General features: G+C 69.4%; 16 protein-coding genes. 8 read left to right on the top strand and 8 right to left on the bottom strand.

From position 1 onward, the window contains the following. Positions 1-4 precede the first annotated feature (4 nt). Positions 5-1,246: a cytochrome P450 gene (locus tag BN1701_RS20735; RefSeq protein WP_054051346.1), complete on the top strand. Its 1,242-nt coding sequence runs from the start codon at positions 5-7 to the stop codon at positions 1,244-1,246. A gap of 85 nt (positions 1,247-1,331) precedes the next feature. On the opposite strand, the gene BN1701_RS20740 is transcribed toward BN1701_RS20735, so the two are convergent. From BN1701_RS20740 to BN1701_RS20750, 3 genes are all read right to left on the bottom strand, one after another. Next, positions 1,332-2,039, bottom strand: a complete 708-nt coding sequence (locus tag BN1701_RS20740) for a class F sortase (RefSeq protein WP_054051348.1) — start codon at positions 2,037-2,039, stop codon at positions 1,332-1,334. Between the two features lie 5 nt (positions 2,040-2,044). Further along, entirely contained in the window at positions 2,045-3,499 is a 1,455-nt protein-coding gene (locus BN1701_RS20745; RefSeq protein ID WP_054051350.1) for a collagen binding domain-containing protein, read from the bottom strand. Between the two features lie 744 nt (positions 3,500-4,243). After that, the gene (locus BN1701_RS20750) at positions 4,244-5,626 is read right to left on the bottom strand and encodes an FAD-binding oxidoreductase (RefSeq protein ID WP_054051352.1); all 1,383 of its coding nucleotides are present in this window, start codon (positions 5,624-5,626) and stop codon (positions 4,244-4,246) included. A 108-nt stretch (positions 5,627-5,734) separates the two neighbouring features. Here BN1701_RS20750 and BN1701_RS20755 point away from each other — a divergent pair, with 108 nt between their 5' ends. Next, positions 5,735-6,487, top strand: coding sequence for an SDR family NAD(P)-dependent oxidoreductase (locus tag BN1701_RS20755; protein WP_054055997.1), 753 nt, complete (start codon positions 5,735-5,737; stop codon positions 6,485-6,487). On the opposite strand, the gene BN1701_RS20760 is transcribed toward BN1701_RS20755, so the two are convergent. The 3 genes from BN1701_RS20760 to BN1701_RS20770 form a co-directional block, all read right to left on the bottom strand. After that, on the bottom strand, positions 6,484-7,242 hold the full coding sequence (locus BN1701_RS20760) for a hypothetical protein (RefSeq protein WP_054051353.1): 759 nt from the start codon (positions 7,240-7,242) through the stop codon (positions 6,484-6,486). The two genes, BN1701_RS20755 and BN1701_RS20760, sit on opposite strands and share 4 nt — an antisense overlap. A gap of 15 nt (positions 7,243-7,257) precedes the next feature. Continuing rightward, entirely contained in the window at positions 7,258-8,430 is a 1,173-nt protein-coding gene (locus tag BN1701_RS20765) for a hypothetical protein (RefSeq protein ID WP_067520826.1), read from the bottom strand. 86 nt (positions 8,431-8,516) lie between these two features. Further along, complete coding sequence (locus BN1701_RS20770; RefSeq protein WP_054051355.1) at positions 8,517-9,785, bottom strand: aminotransferase class V-fold PLP-dependent enzyme; 1,269 nt, start codon at positions 9,783-9,785, stop codon at positions 8,517-8,519. Between the two features lie 176 nt (positions 9,786-9,961). Between BN1701_RS20770 and BN1701_RS20775 the strand changes: the two genes are divergently transcribed. From BN1701_RS20775 to fxlM, 3 genes are all read left to right on the top strand, one after another. Further along, entirely contained in the window at positions 9,962-11,191 is a 1,230-nt protein-coding gene (locus BN1701_RS20775; RefSeq protein WP_054051357.1) for a helix-turn-helix transcriptional regulator, read from the top strand. Positions 11,192-11,966: 775 nt separating this feature from the next. Further along, positions 11,967-12,089 (top strand): hypothetical protein, encoded by a 123-nt coding sequence (locus BN1701_RS37885; protein WP_255364642.1) that lies wholly within the window; start codon positions 11,967-11,969, stop codon positions 12,087-12,089. Between the two features lie 298 nt (positions 12,090-12,387). After that, a complete protein-coding gene (gene fxlM / locus BN1701_RS20780) occupies positions 12,388-13,590 on the top strand; it encodes a methyltransferase, FxLD system (protein WP_054051358.1) in 1,203 nt (400 codons plus the stop codon). 80 nt (positions 13,591-13,670) lie between these two features. On the opposite strand, the gene BN1701_RS20785 is transcribed toward fxlM, so the two are convergent. Continuing rightward, complete coding sequence (locus BN1701_RS20785) at positions 13,671-16,646, bottom strand: glycine--tRNA ligase (protein WP_054055999.1); 2,976 nt, start codon at positions 16,644-16,646, stop codon at positions 13,671-13,673. A gap of 59 nt (positions 16,647-16,705) precedes the next feature. Here BN1701_RS20785 and BN1701_RS20790 point away from each other — a divergent pair, with 59 nt between their 5' ends. Then, positions 16,706-17,470 (top strand): thioesterase II family protein, encoded by a 765-nt coding sequence (locus tag BN1701_RS20790; RefSeq protein WP_157368133.1) that lies wholly within the window; start codon positions 16,706-16,708, stop codon positions 17,468-17,470. 68 nt (positions 17,471-17,538) lie between these two features. Here the strand turns inward: BN1701_RS20790 and BN1701_RS20795 are convergent, their stop codons facing one another. Next, entirely contained in the window at positions 17,539-20,301 is a 2,763-nt protein-coding gene (locus tag BN1701_RS20795; RefSeq protein WP_054051362.1) for a LuxR family transcriptional regulator, read from the bottom strand. A gap of 667 nt (positions 20,302-20,968) precedes the next feature. Between BN1701_RS20795 and BN1701_RS20800 the strand changes: the two genes are divergently transcribed. Further along, entirely contained in the window at positions 20,969-23,083 is a 2,115-nt protein-coding gene (locus BN1701_RS20800; protein ID WP_054051365.1) for a CHAT domain-containing protein, read from the top strand. Further along, positions 23,076-24,548, top strand: coding sequence for a triacylglycerol lipase (locus BN1701_RS20805; protein ID WP_054051367.1), 1,473 nt, complete (start codon positions 23,076-23,078; stop codon positions 24,546-24,548). The genes BN1701_RS20800 and BN1701_RS20805 overlap by 8 nt, the downstream gene beginning before the upstream one ends. Position 24,549: the final 1 nt, after the last annotated feature.

The following is a 24,549-nucleotide window of genomic DNA, read 5'->3' on the forward strand; positions in this document are numbered from 1 at the left end:
TCCGATGGAGAAACGCTGTCCCGCACTGGATACCACTGGTCGGAATATCCACGCCGAGGCAGCCGCGCTGCGGGCGCTCGGTCCGGCCACCCAGGTCGAGCTGCCCGGTGGCGTCGTGGTCTGGTCGGTCACCAGCCACGCCGTCATCAAGGACATGCTGGCCAACCCGAAGGTCACCAAGAGCGCCCGCAACCACTGGCCCGCGTTCTACAACGGCGACCTGTCGCCCAGCTGGGAGATGATCAGCTGGGTCGCGATGGACAATGTGTCGACGTCGTTCGGCAAGGACCACCTGCGGCTGCGCAGGCTCATCGGCAAGGCGTTCACCCCGCGCCGCACCGAGGCAGTGCGCCCGCTCGTGGTCGGCCTGACCGACATGCTGCTCGACGGCCTGGCCGCCGTCCCCGCGGGTGAGGTCGTCGACCTGAAGGAACGCTTCTGCTACCCGCTGCCGGGCATGCTCGTCGCCGAGCTGATCGGCATGGGCGAACAGCAGCGCGCCGCCACGGCCAAGGTGATCGACATGATGGTCGACACCACCGTCACCCCGGAGACCGCCCAGAACATCCTCCTCGGCTGGCGCGGCGCGATGGCCGACCTGATCGCCGAGAAGCGCGCCAACCCCGGCGAGGACATCACCAGCGACCTCATCGCCGCGCGTGACGAGGACGGCTCCCGCCTCACCGAACAGGAACTGGCCGACACCATCTTCGCCATCCTTGGTGCGGGCTCGGAGACCACGATCAACTTCTTCGACAACGCCGTCACCGAACTGCTCACCCACCCCGAGCAGCTGGAACTGGTCCTCTCCGGCCAGAACACCTGGGACGACGTCATCGAGGAGATCCTGCGCGTCCAGTCTCCGCTGGCCAGCCTGCCGCTGCGGTACGCGGCCGAGGACATCGAACTGGACGGCCTGACGATCCCCAAGGGCGACCCGATCCTGATCAACTACGCCGCCGTCGGGCGCGACCCGCGACTGCACACCGACAGCCCGGAGGAGTTCGACATCCAGCGGTCGAGCAAGGAGCACCTGTCGTTCGGACACGGACCGCACTACTGCTTGGGCGCCGGTATCGCCCGGCTGGTGGCGAACATCGGCCTTTCGACGTTGTTCGAGCGGTTCCCGGATCTGAGTCTGGCGGTGGATCGGGAGGAACTGGTGCCGATGCCGACGTTCATCATGAATGGACACCGGAGCCTGCCGGTAAACCTGCACGCGGTCGCCGCTCGCCAGGTCGCCTAGGTCATTTCGGACGCGGACCGGGCTTGTGCCTGGTCCGCGTTCTGTCCGCACCATCGGGTGAAACTGTGGGTCAGGCCCGGCCAGGTCAGGCTGGGACTGCGATCACTACGCGGTTCGATTCGTAGCCTGATGATCCGCCCACCCAGCGGCCGCCGCAGGTCACCAAAACCAGGCGATGTGCCCCGGTCTGGCCGAAGAACTCCTCAGCGCGAGCAGGCAGATCGTGTTTGGCCACCGTTTCTATTCGTTCGACTCGGAAGCGCCACATTCGGCCTGCCGGGTCCACAATGGACGTGATGTCGCCCTTTCTGGACTCCCAAAGTTCGGAGAACGGGCCGGTCTGACCCTTCCAGTTCACATGCCCGGCCAACACCGTCGCGCCCTTGCCCGCGTCGAGCGCCGCCCCCCACCAGGTGGCCTCGCGGACGCCGTCCGGGATGGGGAGGCTCGCGTCCGGGCCGAGGTCGCGGCGGACCAGGGTCGCCGTTCCGCCCTTGGCCAACCGGACAGTGCCGGGGCTCTGGGCGGCGGGCGGCTTCGGAGCCGCGGGTGATGGTGTCGCGGTCGGAGTTGGCGTGGGTTGTGCTGTCGTTTCTGGGATTGTCGTGACCGGTGGGGCCGAGGTCGGCGCGGGCACCACGGCACCCACCACCCCCGCAGCCGGCTCAGGCGCGTCACCAGCCGCCAGAGCCACCCCCGACACCACTCCGGGGCCACCGAATGTCACCGCGGCCACGGCCGCCACCAGCAGCGTCACCGCGGCGGCGGCCGAGACGGGACCACGCCGAGACATCTCCCTCAGCGCTCCCAGTCCCTACGCATCCCGCGACCCACCACAGCCCGCGGCGTCCGGCGACGGACGAACGCGGCCGAGCCACCGGCCGCGAGCAGCACCAGCGCACCGAGGCCGACCAGCAGCCCGGTCGACGGGCCGCCGCTATCCATCGCCGCGGTCGCCACACCGGGATCGTCACCAGCCGGAATCGTCTTCGGCACAGTCGGCACGTTCGGCTTGTTCACCAGCTTCAGCGTCAGCGTGTCGCCCGGCTTGACCGTCCCACACACCGATGGCGGCGCGGTGGGATCGAAGGACTGCTCATACCCAGCGGGCGCGGCCACCTCGATCACGCAGATGTCCTGCGGTGTCTTCAGCTCCGGCACCTTGACCGTCCCATCAGCGCCGGTCACCACGACCGTGGGCTTGCCATCCGCCCCGACCAGCGGCTTGCCATCCTGACCGACCGCGGGCGCGACCTTGTCCGCCGCCGTGATCCGCAGTGAAACGCCCGCGATGCCCGCGCCGGTCTTCTCGTCGACCTTGGCCACCGCCACCGACCCGGGCGCCGTCACCGCCGTGGTCGCCTCGGCGCCGGTCAGTGCCTTCTCACCGCCCGTGCTGACCACGCGCTGGGTGTCGACCTGGACGGCCGCACGCACCACGGGCCGGTCCGCCGGGCTCGACAGCGAAACCGCCAGCTTGGGATTGACCCCCGTGGGCGTCACGTTGATCGTGGCAGGCCCACCGTCGACTGGGGTTTTGGCGGTGAGCGTCGTTCGCCCCTCGGCCGTCGCGTCGGTCAGCGTCAGCGCCACCGGCACGTTCGCCACACCCTTGCCCGCCGCATTGTTGACCTGCACAGTCCAGGCGTCGGGAGTGTCGATGATCTGCGGCTTGGTCGGCTTCGTGATCTTCACCGTCCACGGCCCGTGATTGGCTGTCGCATCAGCTTTGAGCTTGTCAACGGCCGCCTTGGCCGACGCGGGCAACTTGGCGAAGTGCCCCGCCTCGTCATAGGCGATGGTGCGGAAGGTGTTGGTCGGCAACAACTGATCGGGCTTCTGCGGTGCCGCCGTCCAGGAATGCAGCAGATGCCCGAGCGCGGCGGCCTCGTCGGCACTGGTGGTCTTCGTGTATCGCAGCAGCAGATAGGAGATGTCGGCCGCGACCGTCGGCGCCAACTCCGTCCCCCACTTGGTCTTCAAGGCCTCACCCGGCTGATACTGCTCATCGGTATCGGGCGCAAGATAGGCGTAGCTCACGCACCACACGTGCTGACCGCCCACCACATACGAGCCAAGCCAGTCACTGGGGTCAGGGTTGCCCTCATACTGCTGCGCAGGCGAAACCGAATGCCCCAAACCATGCTGGGGTGCCGCCACAGCAGCGGGCGCCGTAGCCACCAGGACAGCGGCGGCCATGGCCAGACCCGCCGTCCCCGCGATCAGCCGAGCGGCGGGAGTGGAACTACCCATTGTGTTTCTCGCCCCATCAAATGTCGGAGTCGGTTGCCCTCACAGAGATCCCAGGCGAGCCTGACGCTTCCCCCAGCACGCCGCAATCCGCCTCCAGAGCGACTCCGAAAGGAGGATGCACTGACACAGCGGAGAGCAAGAAGGGTCCAGACCACGAGTTACGGTTCAAATGGCGTAACCCCTGTGCGCCCGAGCACAGATCGACATCACCCAGCGTGCAACAGTGACCCCCGTCTCACCCAACCAACCCACCGGATAGGCACGACCTGCCTTACTTGAGGGGACCGCAAGGTCCTTGCTTAAGGGACCGCCAGGTCCTTGCTTGTGGGGACCGAAGGTCCCTGCACTTCCCCCTGCACCCTCGTCCTGGCAATCCCTTGTCCGGGCCCAGCGATGTCAAGGGTCAGCTCGCTGATCGCGCAGCGACGCCGCAGGCGCCCTTGACATCGCTGGGCCCGGACAAGACGCTGATTGACGAGGGAGCGGCTCGCCCTCCGAAGCCCGAACGAGTGCACTCAATCGTTGTGCACCAACGAGTGCACTCGTTCGTCGCACAACCGCGGGGTCGCTCCCCTAGCCCGAGCGTTTAACATTCGATCGACGGCGTCAAGGGCGCCTGCGGCGTCGCTGCGCGATCGGCAAGCCGACCCTTGACACCGCCGATCGAATGTTAAAGATGGCCAGGACGGGGTGCTGGTGGAAAGCGGTCGGATGGGACTTTGGTGCCGTTGTTTTTCTTGCGGTCTAAAAAGGACGGGCGGTGGTGTTGGTCATTACGTCGCCCTTGAACAGGCCCTTGGGGTCGAGTCTGGCTCGGACTTCGTCTACGCGGGCGATGGCTTCTGGGGTCAGGTGGCCTTGGGGTTGGGTGGGGCTTTCGATGAAGGTGGGGGCTGTTCGGCCGCTGTCCCAAGGTGACAGTGCCGCCCTGGCCAGTTCCAAGCGGTCGTTGATAGTCGCCGAGGTGTCTGCGTCCAACGGGATTCCTGCGCCCGAGTAGAGGTATGGGGCGGTGAGGTGGTCGAGGGCTCCACCGGTTGGGGACGGTTGGGCCAGGTTTCCGCCGAGTTGGCGTAGGCCTGCCATGACCAGTGGGGATTCCGTGCCGGGGCCGAAGACCTTGACGAACTCGTCGATTGTGTCCTCGGTCAGTTCGGTCAGTAGGAAGTGGTCACCCTGGGCGGGGACTGGGTCCTCCGGGTCCATGTGGGTGGCCAGGATGTCTTGTGGGGTGGTCAGGTGCCAGGTGTCCATCACCGGTTCCGCGACCGCCCTCAGCGGGGCCAACAGGTCATCTGCCTGACCCAAGGCGACCGAGTCGTCCGCGCCGCCCAGGACGACACCGTCGACGCAGATCATGGTGCCACCGCTGAGAACCTCCGGGACGCCGGGAAACGGGGGCAGGTTCAGTACCCGAAACGACGTCGAAACCGCGTTCGGGGCGTCGCGGCACCACTTGTCCCACAAGGTAAGCAGGGTTCGTGCGTGTTCGCCCGGCCAGAAGGCCGCTCCGGTGACCACAGTGGACGCTGGAAACAAGTCCACCTCGATCGCGGTCACCACGCCGAATCCACCACCGCCGCCGCGCAGGGCCCAGAACAGGTCGGGGTCGTTGTCGGCGTCAGTCCAGACCAACTCACCATCTGGGGTGACCAACTCGATTCCCCGGACGTGGTTGACCGCAAGGCCCGTCTGCCTGCCATAGAAGCTAATACCGCCGCGCAGCAGGTAGCCGACGATGCCTACCGTTCCCGACGATCCGTGGGGGGCGGTCAGGCCGTGGGCCGAAGTGGCTTCCACGACGGCTTTCCACTGTGTCCCAGCGGGAATCCGGGCGACGCGGCGGTCCGGGTCGACCTCGACGGCACCATCGAGTTCGGTGCGGATCAGGACAGCGCCCGCCATCGGCTTGGCCGCGCCAGCGGAGTGGCCGGTGGTGTGCACGCGCACCGACAGGCCTGCGGACCTGGCATAAGTAATGCCGGCGCGGATCTCGTTGACGGTACGGGCGGTGAGCGCGGCGGCCGGGGTTACCGGGGCGGCGAGGTTGAAGACGCGGGTCGCCGCGACATAGGCCGGGTCACCGGGGAGGGCGATGCTCGCGTCCCGTTCGTCGAAGCTGGTCATATCCTGCAGCCTCACACCGGGCGTGGGGCCCGACATCTCCGATGGTGCCGGATTCCGCCGCAATCCCAGAGATGCGCCGGGTTCCGCGCGGGTGTGACCCTGACCAGCATGAGCGAATTCGACGGCAAGAGCGTGTTGATCACTGGCGGCGGCAGCGGCATCGGCCTTGCCACCGCCCGGCGACTGCTGGACGCGGGCGCCCGCGTCGCCATCGCGGGGCGCGACACCGACCGCCTGGAGGCGGCGGCCAAGGAGCTCGACGCGGGTGAGCGGGTCATCGCGGTGCGGGCAGACGTGGCGAGCACGGCCGACGTTGACGTGCTGATCGGCGAGATCCAGAGCAAGTTCGGCAGCCTCGACGGCGTGTTCGCCAACGCGGGCGTCGGCCTGAACGCGCGCACCGCCGACATCACCGAGGCCGACTTCGACCAGGTCGTCGGCACCAACTTCAAGGGTGCCTTCTTCACCGTGCAGAAGGCGCTGCCGATCCTCAACGACGGCGGCTCGATCGTCTTCAACGCCTCGTGGCTGGTCCACCGCGGCATGGGCATGGGCTCGCTGTACGCGGCGAGCAAGGCCGCCGTGCTGAACCTGGCCCGCACCCTGGCGCCGGACCTGGCCGACCGCGGCATCCGGGTCAACACCGTCACCCCCGGGCACATCAAGACCGAGATGTTCGACGCGGTGACCGGCAACGACCAGGTGCGTGAGTTCTTCCGCGGCCAGGTCGCCATCGGCCGCCTGGGCGACCCCACCGACATCGCCGACGCCGTGCTCTACCTGCTCTCGTCCCGGTCGTCCTACATCACCGGACAGGAACTAGTCGTCGACGGCGGCCTGGTCGGCTCAGTCCCGAACTAGCGGAAGATCGCGATCGGGTGCACGGTCAGCATGCGGGTCCCTGAGTCCCATTCCTGCACCTGACCAAGGCACCGCGCCGGGAATTCCGCCGACGGCACCGTCACCCCGCTCAGCCCGACCACCGCGCACCGCACCAGCACCTCGTCGGCCGAATCCCCCAGGGGCGCCTGGAAAGTCGCGATCTCCGCGGTTTTCTCCACCAGGCGGAACCGACCACGCAAGGACACGAACGAGCCGAGTTCACGAGGCCGCACCAACGCGGGCGCGGCCTCGTCCTCGATGTCGAGAGTCTTGGCCAACGCGCGGTTGGACACCACGTCGCGCTTGCGCAGGTCGACGTAGATGATGTCGTCGGCGGCGTCGAGGACGTCGATGATCATGCCGATCACGGTGATCGCGTCGTTGTCCTCGATATAGCGGCGGAACACCTCGCTGCTGTTGCTGCCCTTCTTGCCGATCTTGACCGGCGACACCTCGGCGCTGATGGCGGTCTCGTCGCCCTCGCTGATGCGTTCCTCGACCTCCTGGGTCAGCGCCGCGCGGTACTTGCCGCCGAACTGGCGGTAGAGGCGAAGCACGAACTGCTCATCGAGATAGAAGCTGACCCCGTGCCCGCTGGGCGTGGCGGGCCGCCGGGCCCGACGCCAGTGGCGCACCACGATGGTCACCGCGGCCACGACCAGCCCGAACTCGGCGAGCCAGACAAGCAGCCACGGCCACCAGACTTGCAGCCACAACGCGTCAAAGACAGCCACGGATCTCCTTGAACATCACGCGCAACCGCCCACGACCCGGATCATTTCCTCTTGGAGCTGCGAGTCCAACGGCACCGCCTCGGTCTCGTCCCGGCGGATCATCGGGTTGGGGATCCCGCGCTCGGCCAGGAACGCCGCGAGCCGCTCGCTGGAGTACACCCCTTCCTTGTCCAGCACCCGGAATCCCAACTCCATCGCCCGCTGCTTGAACGCGGGCTCCTCGGCGACGATGTGGCCCAGCCGGTCGCCGTCGTCGGTCAGGGTGATCAGCTCGGGCTTGGTGTAGATCGACGTGTCGGGATAGAGCAGCACCCGCTGCTCGTCGAGTCCCTTGCCACTCTCCACGCGCTGGGCCTGCCGCGCGAGGTACTGGTGTTCATACATCACGATGATCGGGGCGATCCCGCGTCCCTCATCGACGAAGTAGTTCTCCGTCGCCGCCGAGGACTCCAGGCCTTGGCTTCGGTGCAGCTGCTTGATCTTCTCGGCGAACGCCCGCGCTTCCTCCACCGAACGGGGGATCCGCCCGTGCACCACTTGCGACACCAGCCCGAGATACGCCCCGGCGCCATAGGACGTGCAAAGCTCGGAAGTCTGCGCCAGCACGACATTGCCGTTGGCGAAGCCGTGTTTCCCGATCTTCAGGTCGTTCCAGGTCCGCTCGTTCTGGGTCAGCGCCACGAACTTGCTCATATCGAGTTCATAGAAGTAGCCCGACGCGTCCGGATACGGCGTCGCCACCCCTTCCTCGGCCAGCGCCAGCGCGTACTCGCGATAGGTGGCCAGCACAAGCGGGCTGATGAACGGCTTGAAGTGGTTCTTGAAGTCCTTGTTCTTGGTGGTCAGCCCGGCCACGGCCTGTCCGGACGGGAACAGGAAGTCGAACCCGCTGTAGTCGCTGGTCGCGGCCTCCCGGGAGCCGATATGGCTCACCTCGACCCGCATGTGGTGGCGCAGCAGGAGATCCTTGACCACGGCGTCGTCGAAGTAGTCGGCCTTCGACCCCATCTTCGCCCGCATGGTCACCAGCCGCTCGGCTGGCAGGCCGAGCGTGCCAGCCACCAGGAGCACCACGAACCCGATGACCGCCAGCGACGCCACCGGACCGAACGTGCGCAGGAACCGGCGGCGTAGATAGAACGGCCGCGGCGGCCTGCGCACGACTAATAAGGGTTCATCCCTGGTCATCCGCGCTGACCCTCCCCCGAACCGCCCAGCCCGTCACTCGTTGAGTCGCCCCTGGTGATCACCACGTTACGGACGGTCCGCGAAGTTCACCTAAGCGCGGCGATCAGCGCGTCGACGTCCTCATCGGAGGTCACGATGCTCGGCCCGACCCGCACCCGCCGCTCCCGATACGGAGTCACCGTCGCCGACACCCCATGCCCCGCCAACCGCGCGACGACCGCCTGCGGCTCCTCGCCCGCCACGTCGAAACACACCAGCCCCGCCGAGTCCGCCGCCGGGGTCCGCAGGCTGACCGACGCGATCCCGGCCAGCCCCGCGCGGATCCGCTCGACCTGTTCCCTGGTCCGGGCCGCCACCCGCTCACGGCCGATCACGAGGTGAAACCGGAACGCCTCCGCGACCGCCCACCGGTGCTCGAAGCTGTGGTAGCCACCCGGAGTGAACAGGGCCGCCGTGGTGGGTCCGGCGGGCCGGCCGTCGAACCACTCGCCGAACGCGGGACCGCTGAACGAGGGCAGGACCGGGTCCAGCTGTGCCCACGCTTCCGCCTTGCCCCAGACGATCCCGGTCCCGCGCGGGCCGAACAGCCACTTGTGCGTCCCGGAGACCAGGAAGTCGCACCCCAGATCCGCGACCCGCTCCGGCGCGACCCCAAGCCCGTGCACGGCGTCGACACACAGCAACGCGCGTTCGGCGGGCGCCCGGTCGGCGTTGTGCGCGGCGACCACGTCGGCGATCGCCCGGATCGGCAGCTTCACCCCGGACACCGAGTGCACCCACGTCACCGCGACCACCCTGGTGGAGGAAGTTAGTCCAGCTTTGATCTTGGCGACCATCTCGTCGGCCGTGGCCAGCGCCGGATCGTCGTAGAGCCGGACCCGCCGCACGGGCACACCGCGCATCCGCAGGGCCTGGTGGGTGGAATAGAAGTCATGCTCGGTGGTCAGCACGTCCTGCCCGGCGGCGATCTTGACCCCGGCGTAGAGCAGCCCGAGCCCCATCGTCGTGCTGTCGGTCAGCGCCACGTCCTCCGCGCGCCCACCCAGATACTCCGCTGCGGCGGCCCGGACCGCGTCCTCACCACCGCCTTGGCTGTCGAGGTAGGCGTGGGTGTCCTTGTCCAGCCCAGCACGGTGCCGCTCGATCGCCTCCGCCACCGGCCGCGGATGCGCGGCGAGCACATACGCTGAGAACTGACGGACGTCGCGAGTCAGCGGGAACTGCTCGCGCACCGACCCCCAGTCCGTCGGATCGAAGTCCGTCCGCGCGGCGGGAGTCGGCTCGGCGGTGCAGCCCGCCACCACCAGCCCAGCCGCACCCGCCGTCAGCACCCGCCGCCTGCTCAGCTCCACCATCACGCCAGTATCGGCGAATCCGGTGGTCGGCGTGCCCCCGAAAGGCCCAAACTCCGACCCGTTGCCGACACCGTCAACTCGCCCCTACGCTGGGTTATGTTCCCCTCGCCGAGGATGTTCCTGGCCCAACGGACCCGGGCGCGCGGCGGGGCACTCGGCGAAAGGGTCGTTCCGCCATGGGCGCACACCCGGATCATGGCCTTCCGGTCGGACAGCGAATCAAGCACGCCCGTGAGCGAGCGGGCATGACACGCTCCGTCCTCGCCGGTTTGGTCGGCAAGTCCGCCGAGTGGATCAAGGCCGTCGAGAGCGGGCGCCTGCAAATGCCGCGGCTGCCCATGCTGCTCCGACTGGCCCAGGCCCTGGGCATAGACGACCTCGCCACCCTCACCGGAAACGGCTTGGCCGTGCCGGTCGCGATGTACGCGGGTGAGCAGCATCGCGCGCTTGCCGAGGTACGAGCGGCGCTGACCGACTACCACATCACGCCGAGCGCGGGCGCACCCAACATCGACCATCTGGCTGCCCGCCTCGCAGGCGCCTGGAAGGTCAGGCACGCCTCGCCAGACCATCGCACTCAGCTTGGCTCGATTCTGCCCAGCCTGATCCGCGATTCACAGCGCGCAGTCCGGACAACGCGCGGAGATGAGCGACGCAACGCCCGACGCGTCCTGGCGGGTGTCTATCAGCTCGCAGACTTCTTCGTCGCCTACCAGCCCGCGCCCGAACTGCTGTGGATGGTCGCCGACAGGGCGCTCACCGAGGGGCAGGAAGCCGACGACCCGTACGTAGCGGCCGGAGGTGCCTGGGCCATGGTGCAGGCTCTGCGCGATGCGGGTCGGTGGGAGGAAGCCGTTGATCTCGCCACTGACGCGATGGTGCGACTACAGCCGCGTCTCGACAGTGCACCTGCGGACTGGCGGGGGATGTGCGGAGCCCTGGAAGCGGAGATCGCGTACGTGCACGCGCGGCGTGGCCGCGCCGGGGACGCCTGGGCCCACTTGGAGAACGCCGACGCCATCGCGCGCCGACTCGGTGACGGGTATCGACATGTCCAGTCCAGCTTCTCGAATGCGGTGATGGCGGCCCACGCCACGACGGTCGGTGTCGAGTTGCGGCGTCCCGGCGATGCGTTGCAGGCGGCAAACCGCGTCGACCCCGATCAGATCGCCAGCGTGCCGCGTCGGGCCCGACACCTCATCGAGATCGCCCGCGCCCACTACCAGCGAGGTGAACGGCCCGCTGTGTGGGCGCTGTTGAACGCATCGAACCGGACCGCGCCGGAGACAATCCGATTCAACGGATGGGCCCGAGAGATGCTGCTCGACCTCGTCCACACACCCCCGGCCGGGATGCGAGAGGACGTCCGCAGTCTCGCTGCGGCCGTGGGCCTCAAGGTCGCCTGACTCGATCGTGTAGGGGTACAAACGGTACCTCCCAAGGGTTCCCGCCGCTCCTAGCGTCGCCCTCCATGAGCAGAGCGACACATTCTTCCTCCAGCGGCCTGCTGGCGCGTTGGCTGCGGGGCGTCAGCCCGCCCGGCGGCATGCATCCGCCACGCAAGGCTCAGTGGTGTCCTGCCGTGCGTTGCGAGTCACTCGTGCTTGGCGATACCCAATCAGAACTCCGCCAGGCAATGCGCCGACACACGTTCGCCTGCCACGGCCTGCCAAAGCCATCGTGAGCCCCACCGACTTGGCGGCGGCCCTGTCAATGCTCGCGACCAAGCTCGACACAGTCGCAGGCAAGGCACGTGCCCAAGCTCAAGGCTTGATCGTCTGCTGGGCGACAGCCGAGATGGCCGACGATCTCGCCGCCATCCTCGAAGAGACCGCACGCCAGGTCCGACTCAACCGACCCAGTCCGAACAACGAGGAGCCACCATGCGTCGAGCGCACATGCCCGCCATCGGCGGGACAAACCCGCCAAGCATCGAAATGGTCACCTGTCCTGTCTGTCTCGGGTCTGGACTCGCACCCAACCGGAAGGACTACTGTCCGAGGTGTGGCGGAATTGGAGAGATCCCCAAGTAGCTGCCCGCACTGCGACGGCCATGGCGTGATTCGGTGGCAACAACCGACTCAAGACGGGCACGGCGGCATGGTGCTGCGCGCCATGGAACACCCGTGCCCGGCTAGGTGCGGTCCGGAGTGGAAGCACCCGGTTGCTGAAAACGGCCGGGTGGTTGACGGAATCCACGGCGCGGCACCCGCCAGGGCCGAGGGACAGGGTAAAGCGGCCGGACAACTCCACCCCCTGCTCGGCGCCGAGCTCAAGCGGATCTACGAGCAGCACGGACCGTAGCCACCTCGGATGCAGAAGCCAGCTACCTGACGGCAGCCATGACGCGCCCGCCAAGATCGGCGGCCCCTGCGCGGCGTTCTGAGCAGTCGCGCCCGGGTCAGCCCTCCAGGCTTGTGGTGAGTGCCCGCAGGTCCACAACTAATAGCGCCGCGAGATCGCAGACGCGGACATCCGCCGATGCCGACCCCGGCAGCGAACTCGCGGCCGTTGTGCCGCGCCTTCGCGCACGCCTGGACCAGCGGCGGCACACCGACGCCCACCCGGCAGCGGCGGGCTGCTCAACAACCGGAAGGAACCGATGAACACCACCACCGACAGCGCACCGGAGACGCTGCGGGACTCCATGGTCGACACCGTCAAGGAAAGTGGGTACGCCCGCAGCAGCGGGGTTGAGGCCGCGATGCGCGCCGTCCCGCGCCACGCGTTCGTACATGAGGCCACCCTCGAAGGCGCCTACGCCGACATCGCGGTCATCACCAAACGCGCCGCCGACGGATCCGCGCTGAGCTGCGCCTCGGTGCCCACCGTCGTGGCGATGATGCTCGACCAGCTCGACGTCCGCCCCGGCGACAACATCCTGGAGATCGGCGCCGGCACCGGCTACAACGCCGCCCTCCTAGCCGTCCTGACCGGTCCGAACGGGCGGGTCACCACCGTCGACATCGACGAGGAAGTCACCACCGGAGCCCGCCGCGGCCTCGACGCCACCGGCAACCAGCATGTCCAGGTCACTACCCGCGACGGCGCGCTCGGCGCACCCGAGAACGGCCCCTACGACCGGATCATCGTCACGGTCGGCGCCTGGGACCTGCCCGCCGCGTGGCGCGAACAGCTCGCCCCCGGCGGCCGCCTGGTCGTGCCGCTGCGCTGGCGTGGGCAGACGCGCAGTGTCGCGTTCGTCCGCGACGGCGACCGACTCGTCTCCGACCGCACCGACCTGTGCGGGTTCATCCCCATGATCGGCCAGGAAGGCGAACAGACCGGCACCATCGACACAGGCGGGCTTGTCAGTCTGTACTTCGACATCGATCAGGGCATCGACCCCGCCGCCCTGCGCGGGGTGCTGGACCAGCCCAGATCGACCGTCTGGTCGGAGGTCACCGTCGGCCCCACCGATTCGTTCGACGGGGTGTGGCTGAACCTGACCGCCACCGACGCCGGAACCTGCCGCATCGCCGCCGAGGACGAGGCCGTCGCCAGCGGCCTGTGCACCCCGGTGATCGGGTGGCGAACCCCGGCGATCACCGACGGCACCAGCCTGGCCTACGTGACCTACCGCCGCATCGACGGTCCCGAGCGGCGTTCCGAACTCGGCGCCATCGGCCACGGCCCCGCCCGGCAGCAACTCGCCGAACGACTGTGCGCGCAGGTCATCGTGTGGAACCGCGACCGCGACCACCAGCCCAGCATCGACGCCTACCCGGCCGGTACGACGGTCGCCGCACCGCCTGCCGGGGTAGTCATCGACAAGCTGGACGCGCGACTCGTCCTGTCGCCCTGAAGCCTCGACCGCCGGTCGCGACCCGGGTCCACCGCATGTCTGTGGACCCGGGTCGCGGTCTTCCCGCCGGTCTCGCAGGGTCAGCCCTCCAGGCTTGTGGTGAGTGCCTGCCAGTCCAGGACCGGCGCCGCGAGGTCGCGGATCGAGGCCAGCAGGCCCAGTCGCGCGGCCCGGACAGCGGGGTCCTCGGCCATCACCAGGATCTCGTCGAAGAACGTGTTCACCGGCCCGGTCAGCACCGCCGCCGCCGACACGAAGCCTGCCAGGTCCGTTCCCGCCGATCCGGCCTTCACGAACGCCTCGTGCAGCGCGATCTCGGCGGGCTCCGACAACACGGCCGCGTCGTAGGACACGGAGGTGTCGGCGGGGACGATCCGCCGGACCCGCTGCAGGGCGGCGGCCAGCGCGGCGAAGTCCGGGTCGGACACGCGTGAGGTCAGCTCCGCGAGCGTCTCGTCGGCCGCGGCGGGCGCTTGGGCCAGCGGAAGCACGGCGGCCACCAGGTCGTGGGCGTGTCCCGCGTCGAGGAGTTGCTGTTCGAACCGCTTGATGACGAACTCGGCGACGTCGGCCAGCACGGCGTCGGTGACCTCGATGCCCTGGGCCCGCACCCGCTCGGCCGCCGCGGATAGGCCGCGCGACAGCCTGATCGCCCGCAGGTCCGGGAAGGCGCGCAGGATCACCACGACGCCCGCCGCGGCCCGGCGCAGGCCGAAGGGGTCGGAACTGCCGGTGGGCTTGGCGCCGATGGCGAACAGGCCTGCCAGCAGGTCGAACCGGTCGGCCAGCGCGAGCAGCGCACCCGGGACCGTCGACGGCACCGGGCCGCCGCCCGTCCGCGGCAGTTCCATGTCGAACAGTGCCTGCGCGACGGCTTCGGGCTCCCCGGCGCGGCGGGCGTACTCGCGGGCCATGGTCCCGGCGAGGCTGGTCAGCTCGATGACCATCTGCGAGCCGAGGTCGAACTTGGCCAGTTCGGCCGCCCGCGCCAGCGTGGCAGCGTCCACACCGGACACATCGGCGGCGAGATCCTGGGCCACAGCGCCGATGCGCGCGGCGCGCTGGGCGACGGAGCCGAGGCGCTCCTCGAAGGCGAGCTTGGCGACGCCCTCCTTCATCGTGGCCAGGGGCGTCTGCAGGTCGGCCCGCCAGAAGAACGCGGCGTCCTCGTAGCGCGCCCGCAGCACGGCCTCGTTGCCCGCCCGCACCTTGTCGTGGTCACACGCTCCATTCGCGACAGCCACGAAGTGCGGCAGCAGCGCGCCGGACGCGTCGCGGACCGGCAGGTAGCGCTGGTGCTTGCGCATGACCGTGGTCAGGATCTCGCCGGGCAGGTCCAGGTACTTCTCGGCGAACGAGCCGAGCAGCGCGTTGGGCTCCTCGACCAGGTTGGTGATCTCGTCGAGCAGCGCGGACTCGCCCTCGGCGTCGATGTCCCCGCCGACCGTCGCGGCCAGTTCCCGCGCGGCGTCGATGATCCTCGACCGGCGCTCGGCCTGGTCGAGCACGATTCCGTGCGTGGCAAGGAAAGCCGGGTAGCCGTCGGCCGAGGCGACCGTGACCGTGGGCTCGTCGGCGGTGCGGTGCACCCGCGTCGTCGAGCCCGCCGTCAGCGCGGACACCGCGACCGGGACCGGGGTGTCGCCCAGCAGGGCCACCAGCCAGCGCACCGGACGGGTGAACGACAGCTTCGGGTCGCTCCACCGCATGTTCTTGTCCGCCCGCAGGTCGCCGACGATCTCGCCGAGGATCCCGCTGAGCACCTCGACCGCGCCGCGGCCGACCTCGGTGCGCGTGATGCCCACATAGGACACCCCGTCGACCTCGATCTTTCGCAGCTCGGCCGGATCGACACCCTGGCCGCGGGCGAACCCGGCGGCGGCCTTGGTCGGATTGCCGTCGGCGTCGAACGCCGCGGACTCCCGGGGCCCGCGCACGGTGCGCTCGGCGTCGGGCTCCCGCGCGCCGACCGACTCGACCAGCGCGACGATCCGGCGCGGGGTGGCGAAGGTGGCGATGTCGCCGTGCGCGAGGCGGGTGGCCGCGAGCTTGTCGGTCAGCGCGGCGCGAACGGCGTCGGCGGTGCGGCCCACCTCGTGCGGCGGCAGTTCCTCGGTGCCGATCTCGAACAGCAGCGTCCGCTCACCGTCCACCTCCGGGAACGAGGTGGGCGCGGGCGCCGGGACGGGGAGATCAGCGGTGCCCAGCGGGTGACCGAGCTCGGCCCGCCGCTCGGCCCACAGGGTCGCTACCTCCCTGGCCAGCCCGCGCATCCTGGCGAATGCCTTGGCCCGCTCCGTGGTGCTGACCGCGCCGCGCGCGTCGAGGACGTTGAAGGTGTGCGAGCACTTGAGCACGTGGATGTGGGCGGGCACCGGCAGGCGCAGGTCCAGCAGCCTGCGCGCCTCGGCGGCGTATTCCTCGAACAGCCGCCGCTGCGAGTCCACATCGGCGTCGTCGAGATAGAACCTGCTCATCTCGTACTCGGCCTGCCCGAAAGCCTCGCCATAGGAAATTCCCGGCGCGTAGGCGATGTCGGCGAAATGGTCCACACCTTGCAACGCCATCATGATGCGTTCGACGCCATAGGTGATCTCGACCGAAACCGGGTCGAGCGTCATTCCGCCCGCCTGCTGGAAATAGGTGAACTGGGTGATCTCCAGTCCGTCGAGCCACACCTCCCAGCCCAGTCCCCACGCGCCGAGCGCGGGCGAGGCCCAGTTGTCCTCGACGAACCGGATGTCGTGGGCGCGCACGTCGATGCCCAGGGCCTGCAGGCTGCCCAGGTACAGCTCCTGCGGGTTGCCCGGGTCCGGCTTGAGGATCACCTGGAACTGGGTGTGGGTCTGCAGGCGGTTCGGGTTCTCCCCGTACCGGGCGTCGTCTGGCCGCACACTGGGCTCCACGTAGGCCACCCGCCACGGCTCCGGCCCCAGCACGCGCAGCACGGTCGCCGGGTTGAGGGTGCCCGCGCCCACCTCGGTGTTGAACGGCTGCACCACCATGGCGCCGCGCTCGGTCCAGTACCTGGTCAACGCGAGCAACGCGTCCTGCATGGTCAGCACAGTGCTACCTCATCTACGAACCTGGATGGGATGCGGGCAGTCTAGTGTCTATGTCTGCCAGCACCGACCTGTGGATCCGCCGCTTCCATCCGGCCCCCGCCGCCGCACACCGCCTGGTGATATTCCCCCACGCGGGTGGCTCGGCCAGCTTCTACTTCCCGTTCTCCAAGGCGCTGTCCCCCGATGTGGACGTGCTCACCGTCCAATATCCCGGCCGCCAGGACCGGCTGGCCGAGCCGCTGATCGACTCCGTCACCGGTTTGGCCGATGCGCTGACCGAGGTCGTCCGGCCATGGATGGACCGTCCGGTCACCTTCTTCGGCCACAGCATGGGCGCCTCGGTGGCCTACGAGCTGGCCCTGCGGCTGCCCCCGAGCAGGCTGGTCGTGTCCGGGCGGATGGCCCCGAGCACGTGGCGTGAGGACTACATCCACACGCTGGACGACGCGGGCGTGATGGCCAAGACCCGCGAGTTGGCGGGCACCGAGGCCGAGGCGCTCGACGACCCCGAAATCATGGCGATGGTCCTGCCCACGATCCGCAACGACTACCGCGCCGCCGAGCTCTACCGCGGCGATCCAAGGTCCCAGGTCGACGCCCCAATCCTGGCCATGACCGGCGACGCCGACCCCAGGACCACATCGGACGAGGTCAAGGCATGGGCCGAGCACACCACCGGAACCCTCGACATCGAGGTATACCCAGGCGGGCACTTCTTCCTAATCGACAACGTGCTAGCAATAGGAGCTGTGTTGTTGGCGTCCCCTCCAGGGACGCGCGCTCGGCCGCCTCAAGGTGACGTTTCGGGCACGTGAACACGCCAGACTTCGTCGGCGCATTCACGCACCCGAAACGTCACCGCGGCCGAGCGGTGTTGGTGCGGCTAGCGGTCCTCGGCCATCAGCTGCCGGGGGAGGCCAGCGGGCAAGTCAGTCCGTTTGGTGACCTTCAGCTTCCGGTAGACCCTGGTCAGGTGCTGTTCAACAGTGCTGACCGTGATGTAGAGCTTGCCGCCGATCTCGCGGTTGGTGTGACCGAGCGCGGCCAGTACCGCCACCCGGCGCTCGGCCTCGCTCAGTACGTCCATGCTGAGGCTCTCCGCGTCGGCCGGGTAGGGCTCGGCCTCGCGGGCGGGCCGCAGGTCGCGGCTGAGCGGCTCGGCCTGACAGCGCTTGGCCATTTGCAGCGCCCGCCGGGCCACCGCCCGCGCCTTCTCGCACGCGCCGGAGTCCTGGTGGGCCTGGCTCAGGTCCGTCAGGGCCCTGGCCAGCTCGAACCGGTCGCCGCCCGCGTGCAGCAGGTCGACCGACTCGGCCAGGATGGACACCCGCCGGGTCGCGTCGACCGTGGCCGCGAGGATCCGCATGGCGATCCCGCGGTTGCGGGGGCCGCGGCAGCCGGGCAGCGCCAAGTGCTCGGAGACCAGCGTCCTGGCCGCCTCCCGGTTGCCCAGGGCGAGCTGGGCCTGAGCGGCGCCGACCCGCCACGGGGCGAGCGCGGGCAGGTCGACCGACCAGCGCGCCATCAGCTCGCCGCAGCGCTGGAAGTCGCCGAGCGCGGCGTGCGGGCGGTCGGTGGCCAGATAGTGCGCGCCCCGCGCGTAGAGGTACTGCAGGCCGAACTGGGTCTGGAAGACCGACTCCGGCACCGGCTGGCGCAGCAGCGTCGCGGCCAGCTGATGGTCGCCCATGGCGGTCGCCGCGGCGACGCGCACCGCCGTCACCGAGCCCATGACCACGCCCCAGCCCTGCGCGGACACCGCGTCGGCGGCCACCCTGGCGTACTCGGCCGCGGCGGGCAGGTCGCCCTGGCGCAACGCGATCTCCCCGCGCAGCCCGCCGAGCACGGCCTGCCAGGTGACCGCGCGCCGGTTGGTGGCCTCGGCCAGCAGCGCCTCGCACACCGTGGCCGCCCGGTCGATGCGGTCGGCGTGGATCAACGCGGCCAGCGCCGAGAGCTGGGCGCCGAAGGCCTGCTCACCGAGCCTGCAGCTCTGCAGGATGTACTCGGCGGCCCGCGCGGTCTCGCTGTCGGCCTTGCCCGCGCGGATGGCGTCGAGCACCGCTCCGGCGCGGCTCCACGGATCGTCCTTGCCCGACGGCAGCGGCATGGACTTGATCCGCTCCGTGGCGCCGGGGGTGACGAAGGCCAGCCACCGCACGACCAGGCCGAGATAGGCCGCGGCCGGGTGGTCCGGCTTCGACGCCGCGGCGGCCAACCCGGCCAGGGTGCCCGCCAGGTCCTCGGTGTGGCCGTACCAGAGCAGGAACTTCGCCAGATGCACGGCGTTGTGGTCGGCGAGGGTGCCGCTGGCCCGCGCGTCGAGCAGCGGGGTCAGGTGGCGCTCCGCGGCGGCCGAGTTCTCCCGCCACTCCACCCGCAGCAGCTGGGTGACGATGTCGGCGTGCTCGGTCTCGTCGGAACAGGACCGGGCGGCCAGGTCAAGCCGGGCCATGGCGAGGTCGAGCCGGTCGGCGACCTGCGCCTCCTGCGCAGCGTGGCGCAGCACCGCCACCGCCCACGGACCGTCGGCCTGGTCGGCGGCGACGAGGTGGTCGGCGACCTGGGCGGCGTCGGCGCCGTCGTGGTGCAGCAGCCAGGCCGCCCGCAGGTGCCTGGCGGCCCGATCGGCCTTGCCGAGCCCGTGCAGCACGGCGGCCTTGGCCACCGGGTGCCGGAAGCGGCCGCCGTCGAGCAGACCGGCCAGCTCCAGCACCTCCAGCACCGACCCGGCGGCCTCCGCGGTCATGTCGACAAGCCTGCCGACCAGCGCCGGGGTGCCCGCGTCGCCCAGCAGCGCCAGGCCGCGGGCGACCTCGAGCATCGCGGGCTCCCAGCGGTGCAGGCAGGAGATGACGGCGTGGCCGTAGGCCTGGCCGACGGCCATCTCCTTCTCCCGGCCGCCGCCCGCCCTGGTCGCGGCCCGGAAGTCCTCGATCAGCGCGGTGGCCAGCAGCGGGTTGCCGCCGCTGAGCGCGTGGTGCACCGGGGCCAGCGTGCGCGCGGTGCTGGTGTCCAACTCGGCGCGCAGCAGGTCTTCGACACCGCGCTTGGACAGTGGAGCCAGGCGCAGGTGGGTGGTGTTGGGCTGGCGGGTGACCTCGGCGCGGAACACCGCGCGGGTCGGACGGGGCAGGGCCCACTCGGTCAGAATGATCATGACCCGGGCGAAGCGCATCCGTCGTTGCAGGTAGAGCACGGCTTGCAGGGAGGGTCCGTCGGCGAACTGGACGTCGTCGACGCAGAGTACGACCAACGTGCTTTTGGCCGCCTCCATGAGGGCGGCGCAGAGGCCTTCCAGGATCAGCGCGCGGGAGCGGCCGATGCTGACGGGATCGGGCCGGGCCGCGTCCGTGTCGCCGCTGAGCAAAGAGGCGACGTTCGCGGCCACGGCCTCGGGTAATGTCTGCGCGCTCGCCAATTGCTTCAGCACGCCGAAGGCCAGGCTGTGCTCGGCCCGTGAGCCCGTCGCGGTGAGCACCGTGGCGCCCTTGCCCGCGGCGTGCTCGGCGAAGGTGTGCAGTAGTTCGGTCTTGCCGCTGGCGACCCCACCGCTGATCAGCGCGACCTGCCCCCGGTTGCGTGCACAGTCGGCGAAGAGCCGGTTCAGGGTTCTCAGTTCCTCGTTCCGCTCGACCAGCGCCATCCGTCGCCTTTCCCCTGTGAGCCCACCGCGGCCCCGGCGTCACCTCCACACCTGGGCCGAAGTCACTCATCGTGACCAGTTTTTCCCGTTACCCCACGGTCGAGACTGAATCTAACGGCATCGCGAGCAATTGTGGAAGGTTTCCCAAGTGCCCAGGTGAGCTTTCCTCGATCTTGACGGCGTCTCACTTTTCCTGTCCGCCGTTCGGCCCATTCGACTCATCCCTCGGTCGTACAACGGCCGCCCGGGTCGGTGAAGCGACAACTACTTTCCCACATGGGGGCACCCGGCGGGCTGAACGACGAAGGTGCACGCCGGGAAGCGTTGGAGGGTTGGCCAGTTTCCAACAGCGAACCTCAAGACCAGATCAAGTCCCCTGTGGACCTGGTTGGGACAACCGTCTCCGGGCAGACACCTCGACGGGGTTCTTCGGCAACCCGCCACACAGGACAGACAGGGCCGCTCCACCATTTCGCTAACTGGCGGTAACCAATGTCGGATATCCGCACGATCTCGGAGCGAGACGATTCATATTGTTTCCGTCACCGCCCCAATTGGCAAAGAATTTTCGCGGTCCAGTGGCGGGTCGCGCTTTAGCCGACGCACCCGTGCGCGCCTACCGTCACGGAAGTGACTACGTTGACGACCAACGGTGAGGAGGCGCGAGATGTGGGAACCGGACCTGCCCCGGTTGGTCAGTCTGCTCGCCGACCCCGCCCGCCACCACGAGGCCGCCGCCCTGCTCGCCAAGGTCCCGTGGATCTTCGGTGCGGCAGGCCTGCGCAGGTGGATCAAGGCGGCCATCGACCACGGCGAACCGCCGGGCGCGATCGCCGCGCGGCTGACAACGCACAACCGAGCCGTGGTGCTGCGCGCGATGGCTCCGCTGGTGGCCGACGGGCACTATCGGCCGACCGCCGCGCGGGCCCTGCTTCTGGCGTTGGGAGGCGCGAGGTCGGCTCCGCCCCCACCTCGCGACGGCGGATACGGCCAGGCACCGGTCGATCCGCGACCATACTGGGAACGCCCGCGGCCCGACCCAGAGTGGCGGCAGTGGCCGCCCGGCCCCTATCCCGGCTGGCAGACCGGCCCACCGCTGAACCCCGGCAGACCCCTCACACCATCCGATCCGGGCTATCCGATCGTGCCGCCCTTCGACCCCGCCGAGCCGGATCCCGAACAGACCGGCGCCTTCCCGATCCCCGAGGGCCCGGAGCCGCCCACCACCCGGGAGGCCTGGCCCGCGCTGGACTTCCCGGCCGCGGTCGCCGCCGACGAGCGATTCGACATCGACGTCGGCATCGGCCCGCGCCAGGACATCGAACTATTCGGCACCGGGTCGTTCACCGTGCCCTCGACCTCGGTCGAACTAGAGGTCGTCCTCATGTACGACCCCGCCGCGTTCGCTCCGGTCGGCTGGGCCAACCCGATCAGGCTCACGGTCACCCCGACCCGCCCCTACCCGCTCGCCACCGTCGGCATGACCGCCTTGGGCGGGCCGAACCTGCGCACCCGCCGCGATATCGGCGCGTCCTTCTATGTCGACGGCGGCCTGCGCGGGTACGCCTCGCGCGGGATCGAGGTCACCGGCACGCCCTCCGGCGTCGTCCCGCTGTTCGACGGCGGCCTGCTCGACATCGGTCCGTTGCTGGCCCAGGACGCGCCGGACCTGGTCGTCGTGGTGGAGCGCGGCGAGGACCTGCGCGGGCAGACCCTGTTGTGGAGCACCAGGACCACCCTGCCGGGGGTGCCCGCCGCGCCAGGTCCGTTCCGCAGCGAGATCGGCGAGGACCCGGCCGCGTTCGCCCGGCGGATCCGACTCGACATCGGTGCGTTCGGCGGCGACGCGCGCGGCACCACCCTCAAGCTCATCGGCGTCGGCCGCGCGATCGCCGATCACATCCCCGAGGAGGTCCGCGCCGCGCTGACCGCGGCGGCGGCCGCCCGCGCCCCCGAACCGGCCACGGTCCTGCTGCTCAGCTCCGAACCGCACGTGCCGTGGGAGCTGGCGGTGCTCGACCCGCCGCCGCCCGGCAGTCCCTTCCTCGGCTCGGCCATGGCGATCGGCCGCTGGGTGCTGGCCAAGAGCAGGCCCCGGCCGACACCGCCGACGCAGGTCCGCGCGGACCGGCACACCGTGGTCACCGCCCGGTACGAAGGGGTGGCGGGCTGGTCTCGCCTTCCCTTCGCCGAGGCCGAAGCCGAGCGACTGCGCCTGGCCTACCCACCCGCCGACGAGATCGAGCCGCTGCACTCCGCCGTGCTCGACTGCCTGGAAGCCGGGCCGGTGGGCGGCGTGCTGCACTTCGCGCTGCACGGCAGATACGATCCGGAGAACGCCCAGGACGGTCTGGTCCTGCTCGCCCCGTCCGACGCCGACCCGACCCGGCTGGTGCCCCGCTTCCTGCAACCCGACCAGGTCGCCGCGCTCGAGTTCACCACGGCACCGTTCGTGTTCCTCAACTCCTGCCAGGTCGGCGCGGCAGGCGAGGTGCTCGGGGACTACTCCGGCCTGGCGAAGGCGTTCCTGGCGGCGGGGGCGGCAGGCGTCGTCGCTCCACTGTGGAATGTCAACGACGAGGCCGCGGGCGCGCTGGCCGACAGCTTCTACCGCGCCGCCTACGGCCCCGAGTCGCTGGCGCCCGCGGAGTTCCTGCGCCGGGCCCGGTCCCAGGTGACCCGCACCGACTTCCCGGCGTGGCCCGCGACCACGCTGGCATACCAGTTCTTCGGCCACCCTCGCCTGAGGCTGCGCCGCGACAAGGGGGCAAACCATGGCTGAACCGCTGCGTCCCGACGGGACCGCCGTCCGCGTCGGCGACATCGTCGTCGTCTCACCGGGCCTGACCGGCAGGGTGGAGGTGCTGCCGCCGGGCAGCGAGGGGATGAGGGCCGCCGAGGACGCGCGGGCGGTGCTGCTGGCTGCGTTGGCGAGGGAAGGGTTCTCCGAGCAGCTCACCGTCCGGCTCATCGATCCGGTCGAGGTCCCGGAACTGGCTTCCGGGACGAGCCGGGCGACCAGCCTTGGCGAACCTGCGATCACGGTGGAGGTTCCCGGGCCGGGCGCCGGTCTTGGTCAGCTCATCCTCGCGGCCGATGAGGACGGGGCGCTGAGTTGGCACCTGCCTGACGACATCGACCCCGTCGACGTCCCGGACCGGGGCGGTGACCGCCGCACGTATACCTTTGTCCGCGCCGTCGCGCCGGTCGACCCCGGCGCTTCGCGCGGGTTGATCGGCGCGGTGGGGTCGAAGTTGTTGAAGGTACTCGTGTTTCCGCTCATCGATCCGGTGCTTGGCAAGGTCGGCGATCACTTTGTCAGCCGTTGGGAGCAGCACAATCGGCCGGTTCGGTTGCGACAGTTCACTGTGGGCGGTCATCGGGAGTCGTCGGCGGCGTCGGTTGATTGGTCCTCGCTGAGCGCGGGACCTGCTCTGTTGTTCCTGCATGGCACTGGAAGTCAGAGTCATACCGGGTTTCATGGGGTTTCGGACGAGGTTCTGTCTACTTTGCACACTCGGTATGGTGGTCGGGTCTTTGCCTATGACCATCACACGATCGCGACGGATCCTGTGGCCAACGCGCGTTCGTTGGTCGCGCAGATTCCTGTTGACGCTGGGCTACGGCTTGACATTGTTGCCCATTCGCGCGGCGGGCTTGTCGGGCGGGTGTTGTGCGAGTTGCCGGGGGAGATCGGGCTGACGACGGAGCGGATGAGTGTACGCACGTTGGTCATGGTCGCGACGCCGAACGCTGGCACTCCGCTGTGCGATCCGGCTCATGTGGCGAAGTGGCTTGATCGGATGACGAATCTGCTGCAGTGGGTGCCGGACAATGGAATCACTGACATGTTGGACGTCGTACTGACGGTGGTCAAGCAGGTGGCGGTGGGGGCGTTCCGGGGGCTTTCGGGGTTGATGTCCATGGATCCCAAGGGTTCTTTCCTTGAGCGGCTCAATCAGCCTTCGGCTCACTCGGTTGCTTACCGTGCTTTGGCGTCGAACTATGATCCGCCGAAGGGGTCATCGCTGTTGCGCAGCGCCCGGAACGTGGCGACGGACTCGGTGTTCGGCTCGGCCCACAATGATCTCGTTGTTCCGACTGATGGTGTGTTCGCTGCGAACGGTGCTTTCGGTTTCCCGGTGGGGGAAGTCGAGCTGTTCGACGCCGAGGTCGGCGTGGATCACAGTGGGTACTGGACTCAGCCGAGGTTCGCCGCCGCTGTCGACCGCTGGCTGGTCGGCTGAG

The sequence above is a fragment of the Alloactinosynnema sp. L-07 genome (assembly GCF_900070365.1).
In the GTDB taxonomy this organism is placed as follows: Bacteria; Actinomycetota; Actinomycetes; order Mycobacteriales; family Pseudonocardiaceae; genus Actinokineospora.